We start from the raw sequence: 18536 nt of genomic DNA on the forward strand, positions 1-18536 counted from the left end.
AGGCAATGTAACGCCTAGATAAAGTAGATCAGCGCGATGATGCCCACCACCAGCGCCACGCGGGTAACCTGGTACGCCGTCTTGTTCCACGCCTTGAAGCGGCGGCGGTACTGGCCCATGGTCCAGGAAATCTGGAACAGCTTGCTCACGCCGCCGACCTGGTCGCCCAGTTCGTTTGGCGAGGCGGCGGCCGTCATCAGGGTGCGGCCCAGCCAGCGGTTCAAGCCTTGCGCCCAGCGGTAGCGCATCGGGCGTTCGATGTCGCAGAACAGGATGATGCGGTCGCTGTCGGCATCGTTGCGGGCCCAGTGGATATACGTTTCATCGAACATCACGGCCTGGCCGTCGCGCCAGCTGTGGCGCTCGCCATCGACGTCGATGAAGCAGCGGTCGTCGTTCGGCGTCTGCAAGCCCAGGTGATAGCGCAGGGAGCCGGCGAACGGATCGCGGTGCGGGTTGAGCTTGCCGCCTTGCGGCAGCTCCGCGAACATGGCCGCTTTAATCGAGGGAATCGATTGCAGCAGCGCATAGGTCTGCGGGCACATCTGCTGTGCCGACGGGTGGTTCGCGTCATACCATTTCAGGTAGAAACGCTTCCAGCCATATTTAAAGAAGGAATTGAAACCCACGTCATTGTTCTTTTCAGCCGCCTTGATCTTTTTCATTTCCTGCATGCGCAGCGCTTCATCGCGGATGATTTGCCAGTTCTGCTGCAGCGGCGCCAGTTCCGGGAATTGCTCGACGGCTAAATATGGCGTGGCCGGCACCTTGGAAAAGGTGTGCATGAACAGGTTCAGCGGCGCCATGAACGAGGAATGATCGAAGATCTGGCGGCGGAACGGCAGGCGCACCTTGCCCCGAAAATGAATATGTAAAACAGAAAACACAAAAATGCCCAGCAAGGCCCACTTCATACACAACCTCGTTTTTTAAGAATGGGGCAATTATAACCAGTTAATGCCATCGCCACCCCGGGCCACGGTGAAGGAAAGATGAAGCGGCACGCGCGGACGCTCTGTCCTACAATGGCCTTTTCTACACACTTATCCGAGGCAACAATGGAAATCTGGCACGCACCGCTCGACCTGGCCATCCTCAACGCCGCCAGCGAGGGCACGGCCATGCGCCACCTGGGCATCGTATTCACGGCTTTCGGCCCCGACTGGATCGAGGCGACCATGCCCGTCGACCACCGCACCATGCAGCCTTTTAAACTGCTGCATGGCGGCGCTTCCGTGCTGCTGGCCGAAACCCTGGGCAGCATGGCCGCGAATGCCTGCCTCGATTCCAGCCGGCACGTGAGCGTGGGCCAGGAAATCAACGCCAACCATTTGCGCGGGGTGCGCGGTGGCCTGGTGACGGGGCGCGCCACGCCGATCCACCGGGGCCGCACGAGCCAGGTCTGGGAAATCCGCATCACTGGCGACGACGGCAAACTGTGCTGCATCTCGCGCATCACCATGGCCGTCATCGACGCCCCAGAGCAGAGTTGATTGTCTTTTTTGATATGCGTCAAGGCACTAAAAGTGGACACGTGGAATCATCCATAACGCTGTTCGCTTATAATTCAGTGTGCTGTTGTATGGCGTAGGGATAAGTCCCGCACGCCTGCATTGCCCGAAATTAGAAGCTGACTGCCCAAAAAACGCCAGTTAGAGACCCATCCTGCGCCATGCGGGAAAGGCAAGACGACGGCGAGCAGATCGCTGGTTTCCAAGTAACCAGCAACAATCAACTTTATTACAGGGCAATAACAACAATGATGTCATTCAATCGTTTGACGATAGGCGCACGCCTGAGCGCAGGCTTCGGGCTGCTGGTGCTACTGATGCTGGTACTGGCCGCCTTCGCGCTGCTGCGCATCGGCGCCATCTCCGGCGCCATGGACGCGCAAGAAAAAGTCCAACTGGAAAAACTCGAACCGCTGTACGTGGCGCGCGAAGCGCTCGACCAGACGGGCCTGGCCGCCCGCAACGCGTATATCTTCCATGACCAGGCCGCCGCCGAAAAAGAGCTGGCCATCCTCGACAGCCAGAAAGCGCTGTACCTGGAAGCGCTGGCGCGCCTGGCGCCGCAGTTCGCCGGCGATGCGCAATTCGAGAAAGTCAGCACGGGCCTGAAGACCATGGCGCAGGAATTGCAGCGTCCGCGCCAGTTCCGCGCCACGGGGCAGATGGAACAGTACGGCACTTTCCTGGTCGAAGAGTGCAGCCCGCTGCGGCGCCAGATCGTCGCCGACATCGACACGGTGCTGAAATCCGTGCAGCGCGAATCGGAGCAGGCCAGCGTGGCCGCGCGCGCCATCTACGGCCAGTCGCTGCGCTGGATCGGCGTGCTGGCCGCGCTCAGCGTGCTCATTTGCATAGCCGTGGCTACCGTCATCACGCGCGGCCTGCTGCGCCAGCTGGGCGGTGAGCCGGCGTATGCGGCCGCGATTGCGGGGCGCATCGCGCTCGGTGAACTGGCCATCGACGTGCACACGCGCCACGGCGACGACAGCAGTTTATTGTTTGCGATCAAGACCATGCGCGACAACCTGGCCGCCATCGTCGGCAAGGTGCGCCACGGTACGGAAAGTATCGCCACGGCATCGACCGAGATCGCCTCGGGCAACCGCGATTTGTCGCAGCGCACGGAGCAGCAGGCCGGCTCACTCGAAGAGGTGGCGTCATCGATGGAAGAACTGATTTCCACCGTGCGCCAGAATGCGGACAACGCCCAGCAGGCGAACCACCTGGCGCGCGAAGCGTCCAAGGTCTCGGAGCAGGGCGGCAAGGCGGTGGCCGAAGTGGTGCACACCATGGGCCTGATCAATGCTTCATCGAACAAGATCGTCGACATCATCGGCGTGATCGACAGCATTGCCTTCCAGACGAATATCCTGGCCTTGAACGCGGCCGTGGAAGCGGCGCGCGCCGGTGAACAGGGACGCGGTTTTGCCGTCGTCGCCACGGAAGTGCGCAACCTGGCGCAACGCTCAAGCGCCGCCGCGCGCGAAATCAAGCTGCTGATCGACGATTCCGTCAGCAAGGTGGGCACGGGAACCTTGCTCGTCGAGCAAGCTGGCGTCACCATGCACGACGTGGTGGCCGGCATCGGCAGGGTAACGGGCATCATGGCCGAGATCAGCCACGCCACGCAGGAGCAGGGCGCCGGCATCGAGCAAGTCAACCGCGCCATCGTCGACATGGATCGCGTGACCCAGCAGAATGCGGCCCTGGTCGAGCAGGCGGCCGCCGCCGCGCACGAATTGCAGCAGCAGGCGGCGCAGCTGGAACAGGAAGTGGGCATTTTCAAACTCGCCAAGCCGGCCAACGGACCGCTGCGCCTCGCCGCTTGAGGCGGATGGCACTTTAGCGCGGCGTGCGCCACCAGGCATATTCCGCGCTACAATGAGCGCTGGATCACCGCCAGGACTTCTCATGCAAGTGCGCAGCAGCCATGATCTATCCAGCCCGGAAGACGACAAACCGGCGCCGCCCGTGCTGCAGCTGGCCCTTGCCGGTCTCGGCTGGGGTCTGCTCACGTGCATGCTGTGCTTTGCCATCCTGTTTATCACCAAATGGCTGTTGCCGCCCGAATACTGGGGCGCGCACACGGGTTTGTCCAAGTTCAAGCGCGAAATGTCGCTGCCGCTGCTGGTGTTCTGGGTCGTCATCTATTCCCCCATCCTGGAAACCTTCCTCGGCCAGCTGCTGCCGCTGGAAATCCTCCGGCGCCTGGGCGCCAGCCGGCAACTGAGCGTTTTTATCGGCGCCATCCTGTGGGCCGTCGTGCATTTCATCAGCGGCGGCTTGCTGCACGCCATCGTCGCGCTGGGGTCGGGCGCCATGTTCAGCTTTGTCTACCTGCGCTACCGCGGCCCCAGCGTGGCCGTTGCCTACGCGACAACGGCGTTCGCGCGCGCCTGCAACAATATCGCCATCCTCGTTGCCGTGTTTTACGGCCTGGACGCCTAAAGCACCGTCCAAAACCTACTGCGCGTCGGTATAGGCGGCCTGCGATGCTCACCGTACTCTAGTACGGTTGCGCTTCTCGACCACCTCTACCTTCCGCTCGCTACGGTTTTGTCAGGCGCTTTTCTTTCTTCCTGAGCAGATACGGCACCAGCGCCGCCAGCGCCACGGCCAGCAGCGCCAGGCCGAGCAGCAGCTGGCGGAAGGCGGCGTCATAGCTGGCGCGCAGCAGCGCTTCCTGGCCGCCCAGCAGCTGTGTCGCCTGCTCGATATCGCCGAGCGCGGCGCGGCTGGCGGCGGCCAGCACAGGTAGCTCGGCTGGTAGTTGCTGCGCCAGGCCCGCGCCGATCAGGCCGGCCAACAAGGAACCCGCCAGCGCCAGCGCCACCCCGTCGGCGCTGACGCGCACGGTATTGAAGATGCCCGTCGCCATGCCGGCCCGCTCCGTTTCCACCACGCTCAGGGCCATGCCATCCATCAAGCCCCACGGCAAGCCGATGCCCACGCCGATCAGCAGCAGGGGGCCTGCCAGCGCCGCGGTGCCGCCATGGCCCAGCACCTGCGCCAGCCAGGCCAGGCCCGCCGCGGCCAGCAGCAGGCCCGCCGCGCACAGGGCGCCCGTCTCGACCCAGCGCGACAGCAGCGCCGCCAGCATGGGCACGAGCAGCAGCGGCGCTGCCAGGGCGATCATCAAACGGCCCGCCGCCAGTGCGGACATGTTGTCGATGCCGATGAAGCGCCCCGGCAGCATGACGATCAGCACGATGAACAGGAAGGCGGGCGAGGCGGCCAGCACTTGCACGGCGACAAAGCGGCGCTGGCGGAACAGCGACAAATCCAGCATGGGCCGCGCCGTCCTGCGCTCGATGGCGCCAAAGGCAAGGAACAGCAGCACGGATGCGGCGACGGACAGCAGCACGGCGCCGTGGCGCCAGCCGTGTTCGGGCGCCAGCAGCATGCCCAGGGTCAGCAGGCCCAGCGCGGCGCTGAAGCTGATGGCGCCAGGCCAGTCCAGCCGGCCCTGGCCGCGCGCCGGATCGGCCGGCACGCTGACCCATACCAGCAGCATGCCGATGGCGCCCAGCACGGCCGTGGCGTAAAAGATGGCGGGCCAGCGGGCCAGCGCCAGCATGGCGCCGGCCGCCAGCGGACCGAAGGCCAGGCCCAGGCCGAACGTCGTGCCCAGCACGCTCATCACGCGGCTGCGCGCCGCGCCGTGGAACAATGGCGCCAGCGACGACATGGCGGCGGCGAACGCGGCCGCGCCGCCCAGGCCCTGCACGAAGCGCAGCACGGCGATCCATGCCACCGATGGCGCGTGGGCGATGGCCAGGGTCGCCACGCAAAACAGCGCCAGGCCCGCCAGCCAGACGCGGCGCCGTCCCAGCACATCCGTCAGGCTGCCGGCCACCATCATGGCGCTGCCATAGCTGAGGATATACGCATTGATGACCCAGTTCAGGGCGGCGGCGCTGCCGTGCAATTCGGCGCCGAGGGCGGGCAGGGCCACGGCCGGGCCCGTGAAGCACAGGGGAATCAGCAAGCCCGTCAGGCAAGCGGCCAGCACTTGCAGGGGGAGTGAAAGACGTGAGGAAGAGGGCATGGGTGTCGGATATGAAAGAAAGAGGGGCGAGTATGGCGCGCCCGTCATTGAAGAAAAATGGGCTAAACTGATCAACATATCGGACATAAATGTCGTGAATGGAGCGTAAATGGATAGCTTGGGTGGCATCGCCATGTTCGTGCAGGTGGCCGACAGCGGCAGTTTTTCGGCCACGGGCCGGTTGCTGGGCCTGTCATCGTCGGCCGTCGGCAAGAGCGTGGCGCGCATGGAGGCGCGGCTCGGTGCGCGCCTGTTCCAGCGCAGCACGCGGCACCTGGCGCTGACGGCGGAAGGGGAAAAATTCCTGCAGCGCTGCAAGCGCATCCTGGCCGAGGTGGAAGCGGCCGAGCGCGAATTGGGTGAATCGGGCGGCGCGCCCAGCGGCCGCCTGCGCATCAGCCTGCCACGTTACAGCGGCCTGTTCGAGCCGGCCATCGGCGCGTTCATGCAAGCCTATCCCGCCATCGAACTCGACCTTGATTTCTCCGACGCCATGGTCAACATCGTCAGCGACGGCTTTGATGCGGTCGTGCGCACGGGCGAGCTGGCCGACTCAAGCTTGATGCGGCGCAAACTCTGTACGTTCCGTCGCCTGCTGCTGGCGTCGCCCGCCTATCTGGCGCGCCACGGACGGCCCGCCGATGGCGCCGCGCTGCTGCGGCACGCGCGCCTCGACTACCGCTTTCCCGCCACGGGCCGCCTGGAGCAATGGCCGCTGATGGACGAGACTGTCCAGCCGGCGCCCGGCATGGTCTGCAACAGCGTGGAAATGCGCGTCTACCTGGCCGTGCAGGGGCAGGGCATCGCCTACCTGCCCGCGTTTGCCGTGCAGCGTGAGCTGGCGGCGGGGCAACTGGTCTCGCTGCTGGACGAGCATACGCAGGCGCGCACGGCATTCTGGCTGCTGTGGCCAGCCAGCCGCCACCTGCCGCCGCGCTTGCGCGTGTTCATCGATTTCCTGGTGCAGCAGTTGCAGGATCAGACTTTTGGCGCCTTGCCATGAGGCAGGACGCTTCCCTGGCGCCATTGCAGTTGCAGGTGGCCGGCGCTACCGTGCGCGCGGCGCCGGGCAGATAAGCGCCATCTCGCCAAACTTTGAAGCCAGCGTATTGCTGGCGGCCTACTCCACGCTTTCCATCGATGCCACCGTGTCGAAAATATGCGCCAGCGCGCTTTCCATGGCGCTGGCAGTCGCGTCGCCGCTCTGGTTGGTGATGATGAAGACCCCCAGCTGGTATTTGGGAACGACATAAGCGTAGCTTTGCGCACGTGGCACGCCGCCATGGTGTACATAATGCGTGCCCAACTGGCTATTGCTGCCGATGTTCCAGAAGTAGCCAATGCTGAAGTCGTCCTGAAAGCGCACCAGCGGCTGGTGCGATTCGATGACCGCGGGATGGGCGCTCAATTGCAGGCGCAGGTATTTCGCCATGTCCGGCAAGGTCGACTTCAGGTTGCCGGCCGCTCCCCAGGGCAGTTGCGGCATCGGTGTTGTCACGACGGGATTGTCGCTGTGGTAGCCGGGCGCCAGCCGGCCGGTATCCGTGGCGGCGATTCTCAGTCTGGTATCGCGCATGCCCGCTTCGCGCGCGAGGAATTGCGTGAGCAGGACTTCATAGGGCATGCCGTAGATTTTTTCGAGCGTGTGCGCAATGAGTTCGGTGCCGGCGCTGGAATAGGCATAGTCCTTGCCTAGCGGACCTGTGATGCTGACTGTGTGCAAGTCTTGCCAGAATTGCTGTTGTCCGTAGCTGGCGTAGGCCGCATTGAGCTTTGCCGGCGTGGCATGTGCAGTGAAATCCTTCAATATGGTGTTCACCTGCAATGGCAGCATGCCCGGCATGGCGCTGGTGTGCGTGATCAAATGGCGCAAGCGCACTGGCTGCCCCTGCCACTGCAGGTTCGGGTAGGCGTCCGGCAGGTACTTTTGGATGGGATCGTCGAGCGCCGCCTTCCCATCGAGCACAGCGTTCGCCAGCAGCAGGCCGGCAAAAGTCTTGCTGACCGAGCCGATTTCATACAGCGTTGTATCGTTCGGCGGATTGACTTTGCCCGTCTCCAGCTCGCCTTGATGCAGCATGAATTCCTTGCCGCGATACACGACGGCAATCGAGGTCGCGTGCAGCAATGTTGACTGCAGCAAGGTGGTCGCCGTCTGGCGCATGGCTGCGGGAATGTCATGCGCAGGAGCCGTGGCTGCCGGCTTGCAAGCTGCCAGCGCGAGTGTCATTACAGTGATGCTTGCGGCGAGTTTGGTCATCATGCGCACCATCCAGGGGGGAGGGGCATTCTCGCACAATGGATGCAGCGGCGACAGAAAAAACCTGGCAAGGTTCCTCCTCTTTCCTTCATTCAGTGTGACATTTGCATGACAAATAACAGTGGCTGTCCCGTTTGACCGTCATTAAGGCGTGCATGCGAGGCGACGCTCAACCGCGCGCCGTCCATGCGCCGAAAGTGCCGGACCGTTGAAGGTGCACGCTGAACGGCAGGTGGATGCGGCCGGGACTTTTGCCTTGCATGCCGGCTTGCGCCGACATATTCACTCTTGGTTTTGACGTTTAACGACAGGAAACTGCAACATGACTGAAAAATTTGCATCGCACACTTCCACTGCCGCAGATGACGGCATTTCCGCCATCGAGGCATACCTGGACAGTGCCGCCGCCGCGGCGCTGCAGCGCTTCACCGGCACGCCGGATGCCGATGTGCTCAGCGGCACCGCAGGCGCCGACTTGCTCGAAGGCCTGGCCGGCGACGATACGTATTACGTCAACGACAGCGGCGACGTGATTGTCGAGCTGGCCAATGGCGGCACCGATACCGTTTATACCAGCGTTAACTACACGGTGGCCGACAACGTTGAGAACGTGCGCCTCGCCGCCAGCGGCCTGACGGTGACGGGCAGCGCCAACACCAACAATATCTTTCATGTGAGCGTGGCCGGCGGCAATGTGCTCGACGGTGGCGGCACGGGCAACTCGGTCAATTACCTTGGCTCCAGCACAGGCGTGACGGCCACCCTGTCCGGGGCCAGTGGTCCGGTGGCGGCAGCGCCGGGCAGCGATGTGCTGGTCAATTTCGCCAGCATCGTGGGCAGCAAGTTCGACGACGTCCTGACCGGCAATGAACTCAAGAACCTCCTGATTGGCGGCATCGGCAACGACACCTTGCGGGGCGGCAAGGGCGACGATACGCTGTTCGGCGTAGCGGGCGACGATACCTATATTTTTGCCCGCGGTGACGGCGCCGATATCATCTCCGAGGTGGTCGAGGGCGGCGGCCACAATGTCGTTTCCTTCCTGGCCGGCGTCAGCGCCGACCAGTTGTGGTTCCGCCAGGTGGGCGCGAACCTGGAAGTGAGCACCATCGGCACGAGCGACAAGATCAGCATCAACGGCTGGTTCAGCGCGGGCAGCGCGCCCCGCATCCAGGAATTCCGCACGGCCGACGGCCGCGTGCTGCTGGGCAGCGACGTGCAAAACCTGGTGCAGGCGATGGCCGCACTGCAGCCGCCACCGGCTGGCCAGCTGACTTTGCCAATCTACGCAGCCACCGTCCTGGCTCCCGTGCTGGCGCAGAACTGGCGCACGGAAGGACCGAATCAGCCCGGCAACGGCGTCTTCACTGGCACGGCGAATCCGGACATCATCAAGGGCACGGCGGGCGCCGATGTGATGGCGGGCCTGGCCGGCGACGACATTTATTACGTCAACCATGGCTACGACGTGGTGACCGAACAGCCTGGCGGCGGCCGCGACACTGTCTACACGACGGTCAGCTACACCATGGGCGCCAACATCGAAGAGGTGCACCTGGCCGCCGCGGGCGTGGGTGTGACAGGTAACGGCAGCGGCAACGTCTTTCACGTCGACGTTGCTGGCGGCAACTTGTTGTATGGCATCGGCAGCAATAATTCGGCTACTTACGCGGGTTCCAAGGCGGGCGCCACGGCGACCATCGTTCCCGTCGTCGGCGGTAGCGCGCTCTTGCCTGGCAGCGATGTGCTGGTCAATATTTCCAGCGTGACAGGCAGTGCCTATGACGACGTGCTGATCGGCAACGAACTGGCCAACACCCTGTCTGGCGGGCTCGGCAACGATACCTTGCAAGGCGGCAAGGGCGACGATGTGCTGACTGGCGGCCTGGGCGATGATACCTATGTCTTTGCGCGCGGCGACGGCGCCGACGTCATCATCGAAGCGTCCGCCGATGCCAATTACGACGCCATCGCCTTCCTGGCCGGCGTCAACATCGACCAGCTGTGGTTCCGCCAGGTGGGCGCGGACCTGGAAGTGAGCACCATCGGCACGACGGACAAGATCACCATCCGCGCCTGGAACAAGGCTGCGCCGAACATCGAGGAATTCCGCACGGCCGCCGGCCACGTCCTGCGCGGCGCCGACGTGCAACTGCTGGTGCAGGCGATGGCGACCCTGGCGCCGCCGCCGCTGGGCCAGCTGACCCTGCCGGCGGGCACCGCCGCCGCCCTGGCGCCCGTGCTGTCCCAGGCCTGGCACTTCAACGGCCCCACGCAGTTGACGGAGCAAACCTTTGTCGGCACGGAAAATGCCGACATCATCAAGGGCACGGCCGGCGCCGACCTGATGGAAGGCCTGGGCGGTGACGACACCTATCACGTCAACCACAGTGGCGACTTCATCGTCGAACGGGGCAATGGCGGCAGCGACACCGCGTTTACCACGGTCAACTACACGGTGGCCGACAATGTCGAGAATGTGCGCCTCGGCGCCCCTGGCCTGACGGTGACGGGCAGCGCCTTCACCAACAACGTCTTTTTCGTCACTACCCCCGGCGGCAATGTGCTCGACGGCGGCGGTGCGGGCAACACGCTCAATTACGTCAATGCAAGCGCTGGCGCGACGGTTGCCTTCGCACCCGCAGGCACGGCCCTGGCGGCGCGTCCGGGCGTGGATGTGGCGGCCAATTTCATCGCGGTTGTCGGCAGCAAGTTCGATGACGTGTTGATCGGCAATGAACTGAAGAACACCCTGCTGGGAGTCCTGGGCAACGATATCTTGCAAGGCGGCAAGGGCGACGACATCCTGGCTGGTGTGCTGGGCAACGACACCTATATCTTCGCCCGCGGCGACGGCGCCGACTTGATCAACGAGGCCAACGAGGCGGGCAGCCGCGATGTCGTGTCCTTCCTGGCCGGCGTCAGCGCCGAGCAGCTGTGGTTCCGCCAGGTGGGCACGGCTCTGGAAGTGAGCACCATCGGCACCAGCGACAAGATCACCGTCACCGGCTGGTACGAGAGCGCGGAGCGGCGCATCGAGGAATTCCGCACGGCCGACGGCAAAGTCTTGCTGGGCAGCCAGGTGCAAAACCTGGTGCAGGCGATGGCTGGCCTGACGCCGCCGCCAGCCGGCCAGCTCACTCTGCCTGCCGGCACGGCCGCCATCCTGGCGCCGGTGCTGGCGCAAAACTGGCGCGCCGCTCCACAAGCGGCTGGCGCCAGCCAGGGCGGCTTCAGCGGCTGGCAAGCGGATGCCGCGCAACTGGTGCAAGCGATGGCCGGCTTTGCCGTGCCGGCGGCCGCATCGGCACCGTGGTCGGCGCAAGGCGGCTCGTCCACGCAGATCCAGCTGGCGGCAGCGCATTAAACCGTTGAGCAACTAGATCCACCTTCACGCAGCCGGGCCGGGGTTACCAGCCACGGCCTGGCTGCGCCATTGAATTTCTGATATTGCCCGATGACAGTCCTCTCCTACCGTAACGATACGCCGTCCATACAAGCTGTGCCCGACACGGGCTTGCTGTCGCTGCTGCTGATCGCCAGCCTGCACGGCGTCGCCGCCGATGGCGCCCAGCTCAAGCACGCCTTCGGCCAGGCCGTGTTCACGCGGCAAACCGTGCTGCTGGCCGCGCGGCAACTTGGCTTGACGGCCAAACTGGTGCGCCAGGCGCCCGAACGGCTGGCGCAGTCGCCGCTGCCGGCCATCGCCATCGATAGCGCCGGCCGTTTCTTTATCCTCGGCAAGGTCGAGACGGACGCTGACGGCGTGAGCAAGGTGCTGGTCCAGCATCCGGGCCAGCCACCGCAAATCCTCGGCCGTGCAGCCTTTCTTGCCGCCTGGACGGGCGAACTGATCTTTTTCACCAGCAAGGCCAGCTATGCGGGCGAAACGGCCCGTTTCGACTTCAGCTGGTTCATCCCCGCCATCGTCAAATACCGCAGGCTGCTGGGCGAAGTGTTGCTCATTTCCTTCGTGCTGCAGCTGATCGGCCTGGCCACGCCCCTGTTTTTCCAGGTGGTGATGGACAAGGTGCTGGTCAACCACGCCATGAAAACCCTGCACGTGGTGGCCATCGGCCTGATCTGCGCCATCGTCTTCGAAGCCGTGCTGGGCCTCATCCGCACCTATGTATTCGCGCGCACCAGCAGCAAGATCGACGTGGAACTGGGCGCGCGCCTGTTCCGCCATTTGCTGGCCTTGCCGATCGCGTATTTCCAGGCGCGCCGCGTGGGCGATTCCGTGGCGCGCATCCATGAACTGGAAAACATCCGCTCTTTCCTCACCGGCAATGCCATGACCCTGGTGCTCGATCTGCTGTTTTCCTTCATCTTCATTGCCGCCATGCTGTGGTACAGCGCGGCGCTGAGCATCGTCGTGCTGGCCTCGATTCCCGTCTACGCGGCCCTGTCGATGCTGCTCACGCCCGTGCTGCGGGGCCGCCTGAACGATAAATTCAACCGCAGTGCGGAAAACCAGTCCTTTCTGGTAGAAACCATCAGCGGCGTCGACACGCTCAAGGCCATGGCCGTGGAACCGCGCTGGCAGCAGCAGTGGGAAAAGCAGCTGGCCGGCTATGTGTCGGCGGGCTTGTCTGCAAATAATATCGGCATGCTGGCCAGCGGCGGCGTCACCCTCGTCAGCAAGCTGGTGACGGCGGCCATCATGTGGTGGGGCGCCACGCTCGTCATCGACGGCAAGATGACGGTGGGCGAACTGGTCGCCTTCAACATGCTGGCAGGGCAGGTGGCCTCGCCCATCCTGCGCCTGGCGCAGCTGTGGAACGATTTCCAGCAGGTGGGCATCTCGATGAGCCGGCTCGGCGACATTCTCAACGCTAGGGTGGAAGCGGGCAGCCAGAAGGCGCGCCTGCCGCGCATCGCCGGCGCCATCGAGTTCCAGCAAGTGGGTTTCCGCTACCGGCCCGATGCGGCCGAGGTGTTGCGCAATGTGTCGATTGCCATCGCGCCCGGCGAAGTGATCGGCATCGTCGGGCGTTCCGGTTCCGGCAAGAGCACGCTGACGCGGCTGGCACAGCGCCTGTACATTCCCGAACGGGGCAAGGTGCTGATCGACGGGCAGGATATTGCCGTCATCGATACGGCCTCGCTGCGGCGCCAGATCGGCGTGGTGCTGCAGGAAAACATCCTGTTCAACCGCTCCGTGCGCGACAACATCGCCCTGAGCGACCCCGCGCTGCCCATCGATGCCGTCATCGCCGTGGCGAAACTGGCCGGTGCCCACGATTTCATTTGCGAACTGCCCGAAGGCTACGACACCATGGTGGGCGAGCACGGCACGGGCTTGTCCGGCGGCCAGCGCCAGCGCATCGCCATCGCCCGCGCCCTCATCGGCGATCCGCGCATCCTGATTTTCGACGAAGCGACGAGCGCGCTCGACTACGAATCGGAAAAAGTCATCCAGGACAATATGCGCGGCATTTGCGCGGGACGCACGGTGCTGATCATCGCCCACCGCCTGTCGGCCGTGCGCGAAGCACACCGCATCGTCGTCATGGAGCGGGGGCAGGTGGCCGAGCTGGGCACGCATGACGCGCTGCTGGCGCAGCCGGGCGGCATCTACGCCCATCTGTACAGCCTGCAGCAGGGCACGAGCGGGAGCGCAACAGGGGACGCAACGTGAGCGCCGGCCACCGCCTGGCCGCGTATGGCGAGCTGTTGCAACGCTACGCCCAGGTGCTGCGGCACAGCTGGCGTAACCGCGCCGCCTTGAGCGGCCCCGTGCTCAGCGAAGACGAGGCGGCCTTTTTGCCGGCCGCGCTGGCGCTGCAGGAGCGGCCCGTGTCGCCGTCCTTGCGCCTGACGGCCCGGGTGCTGATGCTGCTGGTTGCCTGCGTGCTGCTGTGGGCGGTCTTCGGCCAGGTCGACATCATCGTCAACGCGGCCGGCAAAATCATTCCGTCCGGCAACACCAAGACCATCGCTTCCGTCGATGTGGCGGCCGTGCGCGCCCTGCATGTGCGCGAGGGGCAAGCCGTGCAGGCGGGCCAGCTGCTGGTGGAACTCGACAGCCGCGGCCCGGATGCCGAGCGCGACAAGGCCGCCGGCGACGCCGTGGCGGCCGCGCTGCAAATGGCCCGCTCGCGCGCGCTGATCGCCGCCGTCGACAGCTTGGCGCTGCCAAGGCTGGCGGCGCCCGACGGTGCGTCTGTCGCCCAGCGCGAGGAAGCGCAGGGCCACCTCGACGGCCAGTATGCGAGTTTCCGCGCCAGGCTCGCGCTTCTCGATGGCGAAATCGCCCGCTACGCCCAGGCGCTGCCATTGGCCGCGCAGCGCGCCGGCGACTACAAGGCGCTGCTGGCCACGCGCGACGTGGCCGAACACGCGTGGCTGGAAAAGGAACAGGCGCGCATCGACCTGGCCGGCCAGCTGGCGTCGGCCCGCAGCGAGCGCGCGGCCCTGGTGGCGCAAACGCGCAAGGATGCCTACGACGCGCTGACGGAAGGGGCCAGGGTGGTGGCGGCCAGCGACCAGGATGCGCGCCGCGCCGGCGCCCGCGGCAGCTTGCTGCGCCTGACGGCGCCCGTCGATGGCACGGTGCAGCAACTCAAGCTGCATACGGTGGGTGGCGTGGTGCCGGCCGCGCAGGCGCTGATGCAGATCGTGCCGCGCCAGGGCAGGCTGGAAATCGACGCCGTGCTGGAAAACCGCGACGTCGGCTTCGTGCAGGAAGGGCAGATGGTCGCCATCAAGGTCGACGCCTTCGACTACACCAAGTATGGCACCGTGCCCGCCGTCGTCAGCAGCGTCTCGCGCGACGCCGTCGAGGATGAAAAAAAGGGTCCCGTGTATGCCGTCAGGATCACGCTGCAGCAGCCATCCATCGTCATCGACGGCAGATTGGTGCCGCTGTCGGCCGGCATGGCCGTGCGCGCGGAAATCCGCACGGGGACGAGGCGGGTGATCGAATACGTGCTCTCGCCGCTGGTGCAGCACCAGAAGGAGGCGCTGCATGAACGCTAGATGCCGCGCCATGGCCGCCATCGCCATCGCCGCCAGCTTGCTGCTGGCCAGTGCTGCGGCGCAGGCGCAATCGCCGGGCGGGCTCGATGCCGCGCCATGCCCGTCCGCGTATGAGGCTGGTGTGCTGCTGACCGTGCCATTGACCTTGCCGGCGGCCGTCGACCTGGCCCTGTGCCGCAACGCGCAGGTGCACGGCGCCTGGGCCGGCATCCGGCTGCAGGCGGCCGGCCTGGGCGAGGCAAAGGCCGCCTTTTTGCCGACCCTGAATGCGGGCCTGAGCCGGGTGCACGACCGCACGGCTTATCCGGGCGCCAGCACGCCTTCCGGCAGCTTGAACAGCAATACGGGTTCGCTGAATCTGTCCTGGCGTTTGTTCGACTTTGGCGGGCGCGCGGCGGGCCAGCGTTCGGCGCAAGCCTTGCTGGACGCGGCCCTGGCCAACCGCGACGCCGTGCTGCAAAAGACGCTGGCGGCCACCGTCAGCGCGTATTTCGAGGCGCAGACGGCGCGGGCAAATGTGCGCATGCGCCAGGACTACGCGGCCCTGGCGAATGAAACGGTGCTGGCCACGCAGCGCCGCGCCCAGCGGGGCCTCGGCTCGCTCAGCGACACCCTGCAGGCGACCAGCGCGCTGGCCAAGGCGGCCCTGGGCGCCAGCCGCGCCGATGGCGAGTTCCAGAAGGCGCGCGCCGTGCTCGTCTATACGCTGGGCTTGCCGGCGGAGGCGGGCGTGGTCCTGGACGACGATGCGGATGCCCCGGTGGCGGGCTTGAGCGAAGATTTGCACACCTGGCTGGCGCTGGCCCAGGCGCGGCACCCGGCCATCGTGGCCGCGCAGGCGCAGCTGGCGGCCGCGCGCGAACGGGTGGCCGTGACCGAGTCGGAAGGCCGTCCCAGCATCGACCTGACGGCCAATATCTACCAGAACGGCCGCCCCAACCAGGGCTTGTCCGCCGCCTCCACGCGCGAAACCCTGGTGGGCATCGCATTGAACATTCCCCTGTTCGACGGTTTTGCGCGCCATTACAAGGTGCGCGGCGCCTTGGCGCAGGCCGGGCAAAGGGAAGCGGAAGCCGAGGAAGTGCAGCAGCAGACCCTGATGGAGCTGGTGAAAACGCATGCGGAGGCGAGCACGGCCTTGGCCAACCTGGCCGCCTCGCAAACGTGGCTGGACGCGGCGCGCGATGCCCAGGCCAGCGTGCAGCGCAAGTTCGGTCTGGGCGCGGCCGATATCCTGGAAATGCTGAACACGCAGTCGGCGCTGCTCGAGGCGCAGCAGGAGCGCATTCGTTGCCAGGCGGAATGGCGCTCGGCCCGGTTGCGCCTGCTTGCCAGCGCCGGCGTGCTGGGGCGCGAGGCTATTCCTGGACGGTAATGCACTCAAAACAGGCGCGTTCCGCGCGCCATGCCGGCGCGATTGTGACTATATTAGAGACGCCAATCCACACACCGGACCAGGGAGACATCATGCACAGCGTACAAAAGATTACCCCGTGTTTATGGTTCAACGGCAACGCCGAGGCGGCGGCCCGGTTTTATACGGAAATATTTCCCAATTCGAAAATCGGCCAGATCCTGCGCTACGGCGAGGAGGGCAGGGAAATCCACGGCCAGGAGCCGGGCAGCGTGTTGACGGTGGCGTTCGAACTGGACGGCCAGACGTTTACGGGGCTGAACGGCGGCCCCCTGTTCCAGTTTTCCGAAGCTATCTCGTTCCAGGTCAATTGCGAAACCCAGGACGAGGTCGATCACTATTGGAACCTGCTGTCCGAAGGTGGGCCGCCGGAAGCGCAGCAATGCAGCTGGCTCAAGGACAAGTTCGGCGTGTCCTGGCAAATCGTGCCCACCCTCATGATCAAGCTGCTGACCGACCCTGACCCCGTCAAGGCCCAGCGCGTGATGAAAGCCATGATGGGCATGAAAAAAATCAACATTGACGAGATCAAGCGGGCGTACGCGGGTTAGCGGGGCGGGTGGTCGCCGCACGCCAGCGGCTCGCCCTGTCCAAGAGGGCCGGCATTTGCTATAGTCCCAGCCATCTTTCCATCCGCTTACAGACACTGCCATGACCACTAGCACCAGCAGCACCATCGCGCCCCGCACCTTCGGCACGCCCCTGTCTTCCACCGCCATCAAGGTCATGCTGCTCGGTTCCGGTGAGCTGGGCAAGGAAGTGATCATATCGCTGCAGCGCCTGGGCGTGGAAGTGATCGCCGTCGACCGCTATCCAAATGCGCCGGGCCACCCGGTGGCACACCGCTCGCACGTGATCGACATGAGCGACGGCGTGGCGCTGGCCGCCCTGATAGCCCTGGAAAAGCCGGACTTGATCGTGCCGGAAATCGAAGCCATCGCCACCGACACCCTGGCGGCGCTGGAGGCGGCCGGGCAAATCACGTGCATCCCGAACGCGCGCGCGGCCGTGCTGACGATGAACCGCGAAGGCATCCGCACCCTGGCGGCCGAAACCCTGGGTGTGGCCACGTCGCCATACCGCTTCGCCAGCAGCCTGCAGGAGTTGCAGGCCGCTTGCGAGGAGATCGGCTTCCCATGCGTCGTGAAACCCGTGATGTCGTCGTCGGGCAAGGGTCAGTCCAAGCTCGATAGCGCCGCTGACGTCGACGCGGCATGGGCGTACGCGGCCAGCGGCAGCCGGGTCGATACGGGCCGGGTCATCGTCGAAGGTTTCATCGACTTCGATTACGAAATCACCTTGCTGACGGTGCGTTTTGTTGCCGCTTCGGGACAGATTGAAACGCAGTTCTGCGAACCGATCGGCCACTTGCAGGTGCATGGCGACTACGTGGAATCGTGGCAGCCGGCCCGCATGGCGCCACTGGCCTTGGAGCGGTCGCGCGACATCGCGCGCAAGGTGACGGACAACCTGGGCGGCCTGGGCCTGTTCGGCGTGGAGCTGTTCGTCAAGGACGACATGGTGTGGTTCTCGGAAGTGAGCCCCCGTCCGCACGACACGGGCATGGTCACCATGGCCAGCCAGGTGCAGAGCGAATTCGAGCTGCACGCGAAAGCCATCCTTGGCTTGCCCGTCAACGTGGCCCTGCGTTCGCCCGGCGCCTCGGCCGTCATCTACGGCCAGCTGGAAGCGAAAGGCATCGCCTTCGAAGGCGTGGCCGACGCCTTGAGCGTGCCGGGCGCGGACTTGCGCCTGTTCGGCAAGCCTGAATCGTTCGCCCGCCGCCGCATGGGCGTGGCGCTGGCCACGGCTGACGATATCGACACAGCACGCGCGCGCGCCGTGCTGGCCGCGTCCAAGGTCAAACCGGTGGTGCGCTGATGGCAGAGGCCAGCCTGCCGCAGGCCGACGCCGGCGGCGAGGACATCAAGCGCAAGCTGCGCGGCCACATCGCGCGGCGCAACCTGGCCGGCGCCGCCAACGACTGCAAGTGGAACGAACTGCTGGCCTTCATGCGCGGACGCACCGACTGGGCGCCGTCATACCGCTACGGCTCCGTCACCGGCTATGTCTCGCGCTGGGATACGGAATGGGATTACCACCCGCCGTTCCCGTTCATGGGTGTGGAGTGGCTGGACATCAGCCTGTATTCGGAAGAACACGTGGCCATGCTGCTGCCGAAGAAAATCATCGATCACGGCGTGTGGATCGTGCCGGAACTCGAACGCATTGGCTTTGATTTCGAAGTGCGGGGTCGGGTGGCGCGCATCTGGGCTTATCTGCCCCGTTCCTATCACGATTTTCCACCCACTGACTAGAGTA

Annotated in this window: 14 protein-coding genes; 11 read left to right on the forward strand and 3 right to left on the reverse strand. The window is 65.0% G+C overall.

Features of this window, described 5'->3' with window-relative positions:
* Nucleotides 1-14 precede the first annotated feature (14 nt).
* Nucleotides 15-914 carry a lipid A hydroxylase LpxO gene (lpxO, locus tag P9875_RS15410; protein WP_035818659.1) on the reverse strand — a complete coding sequence of 300 codons (900 nt, stop codon included), beginning with the start codon at nt 912-914 and terminating at the stop codon, nt 15-17.
* 144 nt (nt 915-1058) lie between these two features.
* Between lpxO and P9875_RS15415 the strand changes: the two genes are divergently transcribed.
* The 3 genes from P9875_RS15415 (at nt 1059) to P9875_RS15425 (ending at nt 3959) form a co-directional block, all read left to right on the forward strand.
* Complete coding sequence (locus P9875_RS15415; protein ID WP_278315806.1) at nt 1059-1493, forward strand: hotdog fold thioesterase; 435 nt, start codon at nt 1059-1061, stop codon at nt 1491-1493.
* A 266-nt stretch (nt 1494-1759) separates the two neighbouring features.
* Nucleotides 1760-3340, forward strand: a complete 1581-nt coding sequence (locus P9875_RS15420; RefSeq protein WP_278315807.1) for a methyl-accepting chemotaxis protein — start codon at nt 1760-1762, stop codon at nt 3338-3340.
* 82 nt (nt 3341-3422) lie between these two features.
* On the forward strand, nt 3423-3959 hold the full coding sequence (locus P9875_RS15425) for a hypothetical protein (RefSeq protein WP_278315808.1): 537 nt from the start codon (nt 3423-3425) through the stop codon (nt 3957-3959).
* Between the two features lie 100 nt (nt 3960-4059).
* On the opposite strand, the gene P9875_RS15430 is transcribed toward P9875_RS15425, so the two are convergent.
* A complete protein-coding gene (locus P9875_RS15430; protein WP_099401862.1) occupies nt 4060-5559 on the reverse strand; it encodes an MFS transporter in 1500 nt (499 codons plus the stop codon).
* Between the two features lie 109 nt (nt 5560-5668).
* On the opposite strand from P9875_RS15430, the gene P9875_RS15435 reads away from it, so the two are divergent.
* Nucleotides 5669-6562: a LysR family transcriptional regulator gene (locus tag P9875_RS15435; RefSeq protein ID WP_035818674.1), complete on the forward strand. Its 894-nt coding sequence runs from the start codon at nt 5669-5671 to the stop codon at nt 6560-6562.
* A gap of 117 nt (nt 6563-6679) precedes the next feature.
* Here the strand turns inward: P9875_RS15435 and P9875_RS15440 are convergent, their stop codons facing one another.
* A complete protein-coding gene (locus P9875_RS15440; protein ID WP_278315809.1) occupies nt 6680-7822 on the reverse strand; it encodes a serine hydrolase domain-containing protein in 1143 nt (380 codons plus the stop codon).
* A gap of 319 nt (nt 7823-8141) precedes the next feature.
* Between P9875_RS15440 and P9875_RS15445 the strand changes: the two genes are divergently transcribed.
* From P9875_RS15445 to P9875_RS15475, 7 genes are all read left to right on the forward strand, one after another.
* Nucleotides 8142-11186 carry a calcium-binding protein gene (locus P9875_RS15445; protein ID WP_278315810.1) on the forward strand — a complete coding sequence of 1015 codons (3045 nt, stop codon included), beginning with the start codon at nt 8142-8144 and terminating at the stop codon, nt 11184-11186.
* A 90-nt stretch (nt 11187-11276) separates the two neighbouring features.
* Nucleotides 11277-13460, forward strand: a complete 2184-nt coding sequence (locus P9875_RS15450; protein WP_278315811.1) for a type I secretion system permease/ATPase — start codon at nt 11277-11279, stop codon at nt 13458-13460.
* Complete coding sequence (locus P9875_RS15455) at nt 13457-14800, forward strand: HlyD family type I secretion periplasmic adaptor subunit (RefSeq protein WP_278315812.1); 1344 nt, start codon at nt 13457-13459, stop codon at nt 14798-14800. Before P9875_RS15450 ends, P9875_RS15455 begins: the two co-directional genes overlap by 4 nt.
* The gene (locus P9875_RS15460) at nt 14790-16175 is read left to right on the forward strand and encodes a TolC family protein (protein ID WP_278315813.1); all 1386 of its coding nucleotides are present in this window, start codon (nt 14790-14792) and stop codon (nt 16173-16175) included. Before P9875_RS15455 ends, P9875_RS15460 begins: the two co-directional genes overlap by 11 nt.
* Before the next feature lie 92 nt (nt 16176-16267).
* The gene (locus tag P9875_RS15465; protein WP_035818682.1) at nt 16268-16765 is read left to right on the forward strand and encodes a VOC family protein; all 498 of its coding nucleotides are present in this window, start codon (nt 16268-16270) and stop codon (nt 16763-16765) included.
* Nucleotides 16766-16865: 100 nt separating this feature from the next.
* A complete protein-coding gene (gene purT, locus P9875_RS15470) occupies nt 16866-18095 on the forward strand; it encodes a formate-dependent phosphoribosylglycinamide formyltransferase (RefSeq protein ID WP_278315814.1) in 1230 nt (409 codons plus the stop codon).
* Nucleotides 18095-18532, forward strand: coding sequence for a DUF6678 family protein (locus tag P9875_RS15475; RefSeq protein WP_278315815.1), 438 nt, complete (start codon nt 18095-18097; stop codon nt 18530-18532). The genes purT and P9875_RS15475 overlap by 1 nt, the downstream gene beginning before the upstream one ends.
* Nucleotides 18533-18536: the final 4 nt, after the last annotated feature.

Source organism: Janthinobacterium rivuli (genome assembly GCF_029690045.1).
Taxonomy (GTDB): domain Bacteria; phylum Pseudomonadota; class Gammaproteobacteria; order Burkholderiales; family Burkholderiaceae_D; genus Janthinobacterium; species Janthinobacterium rivuli.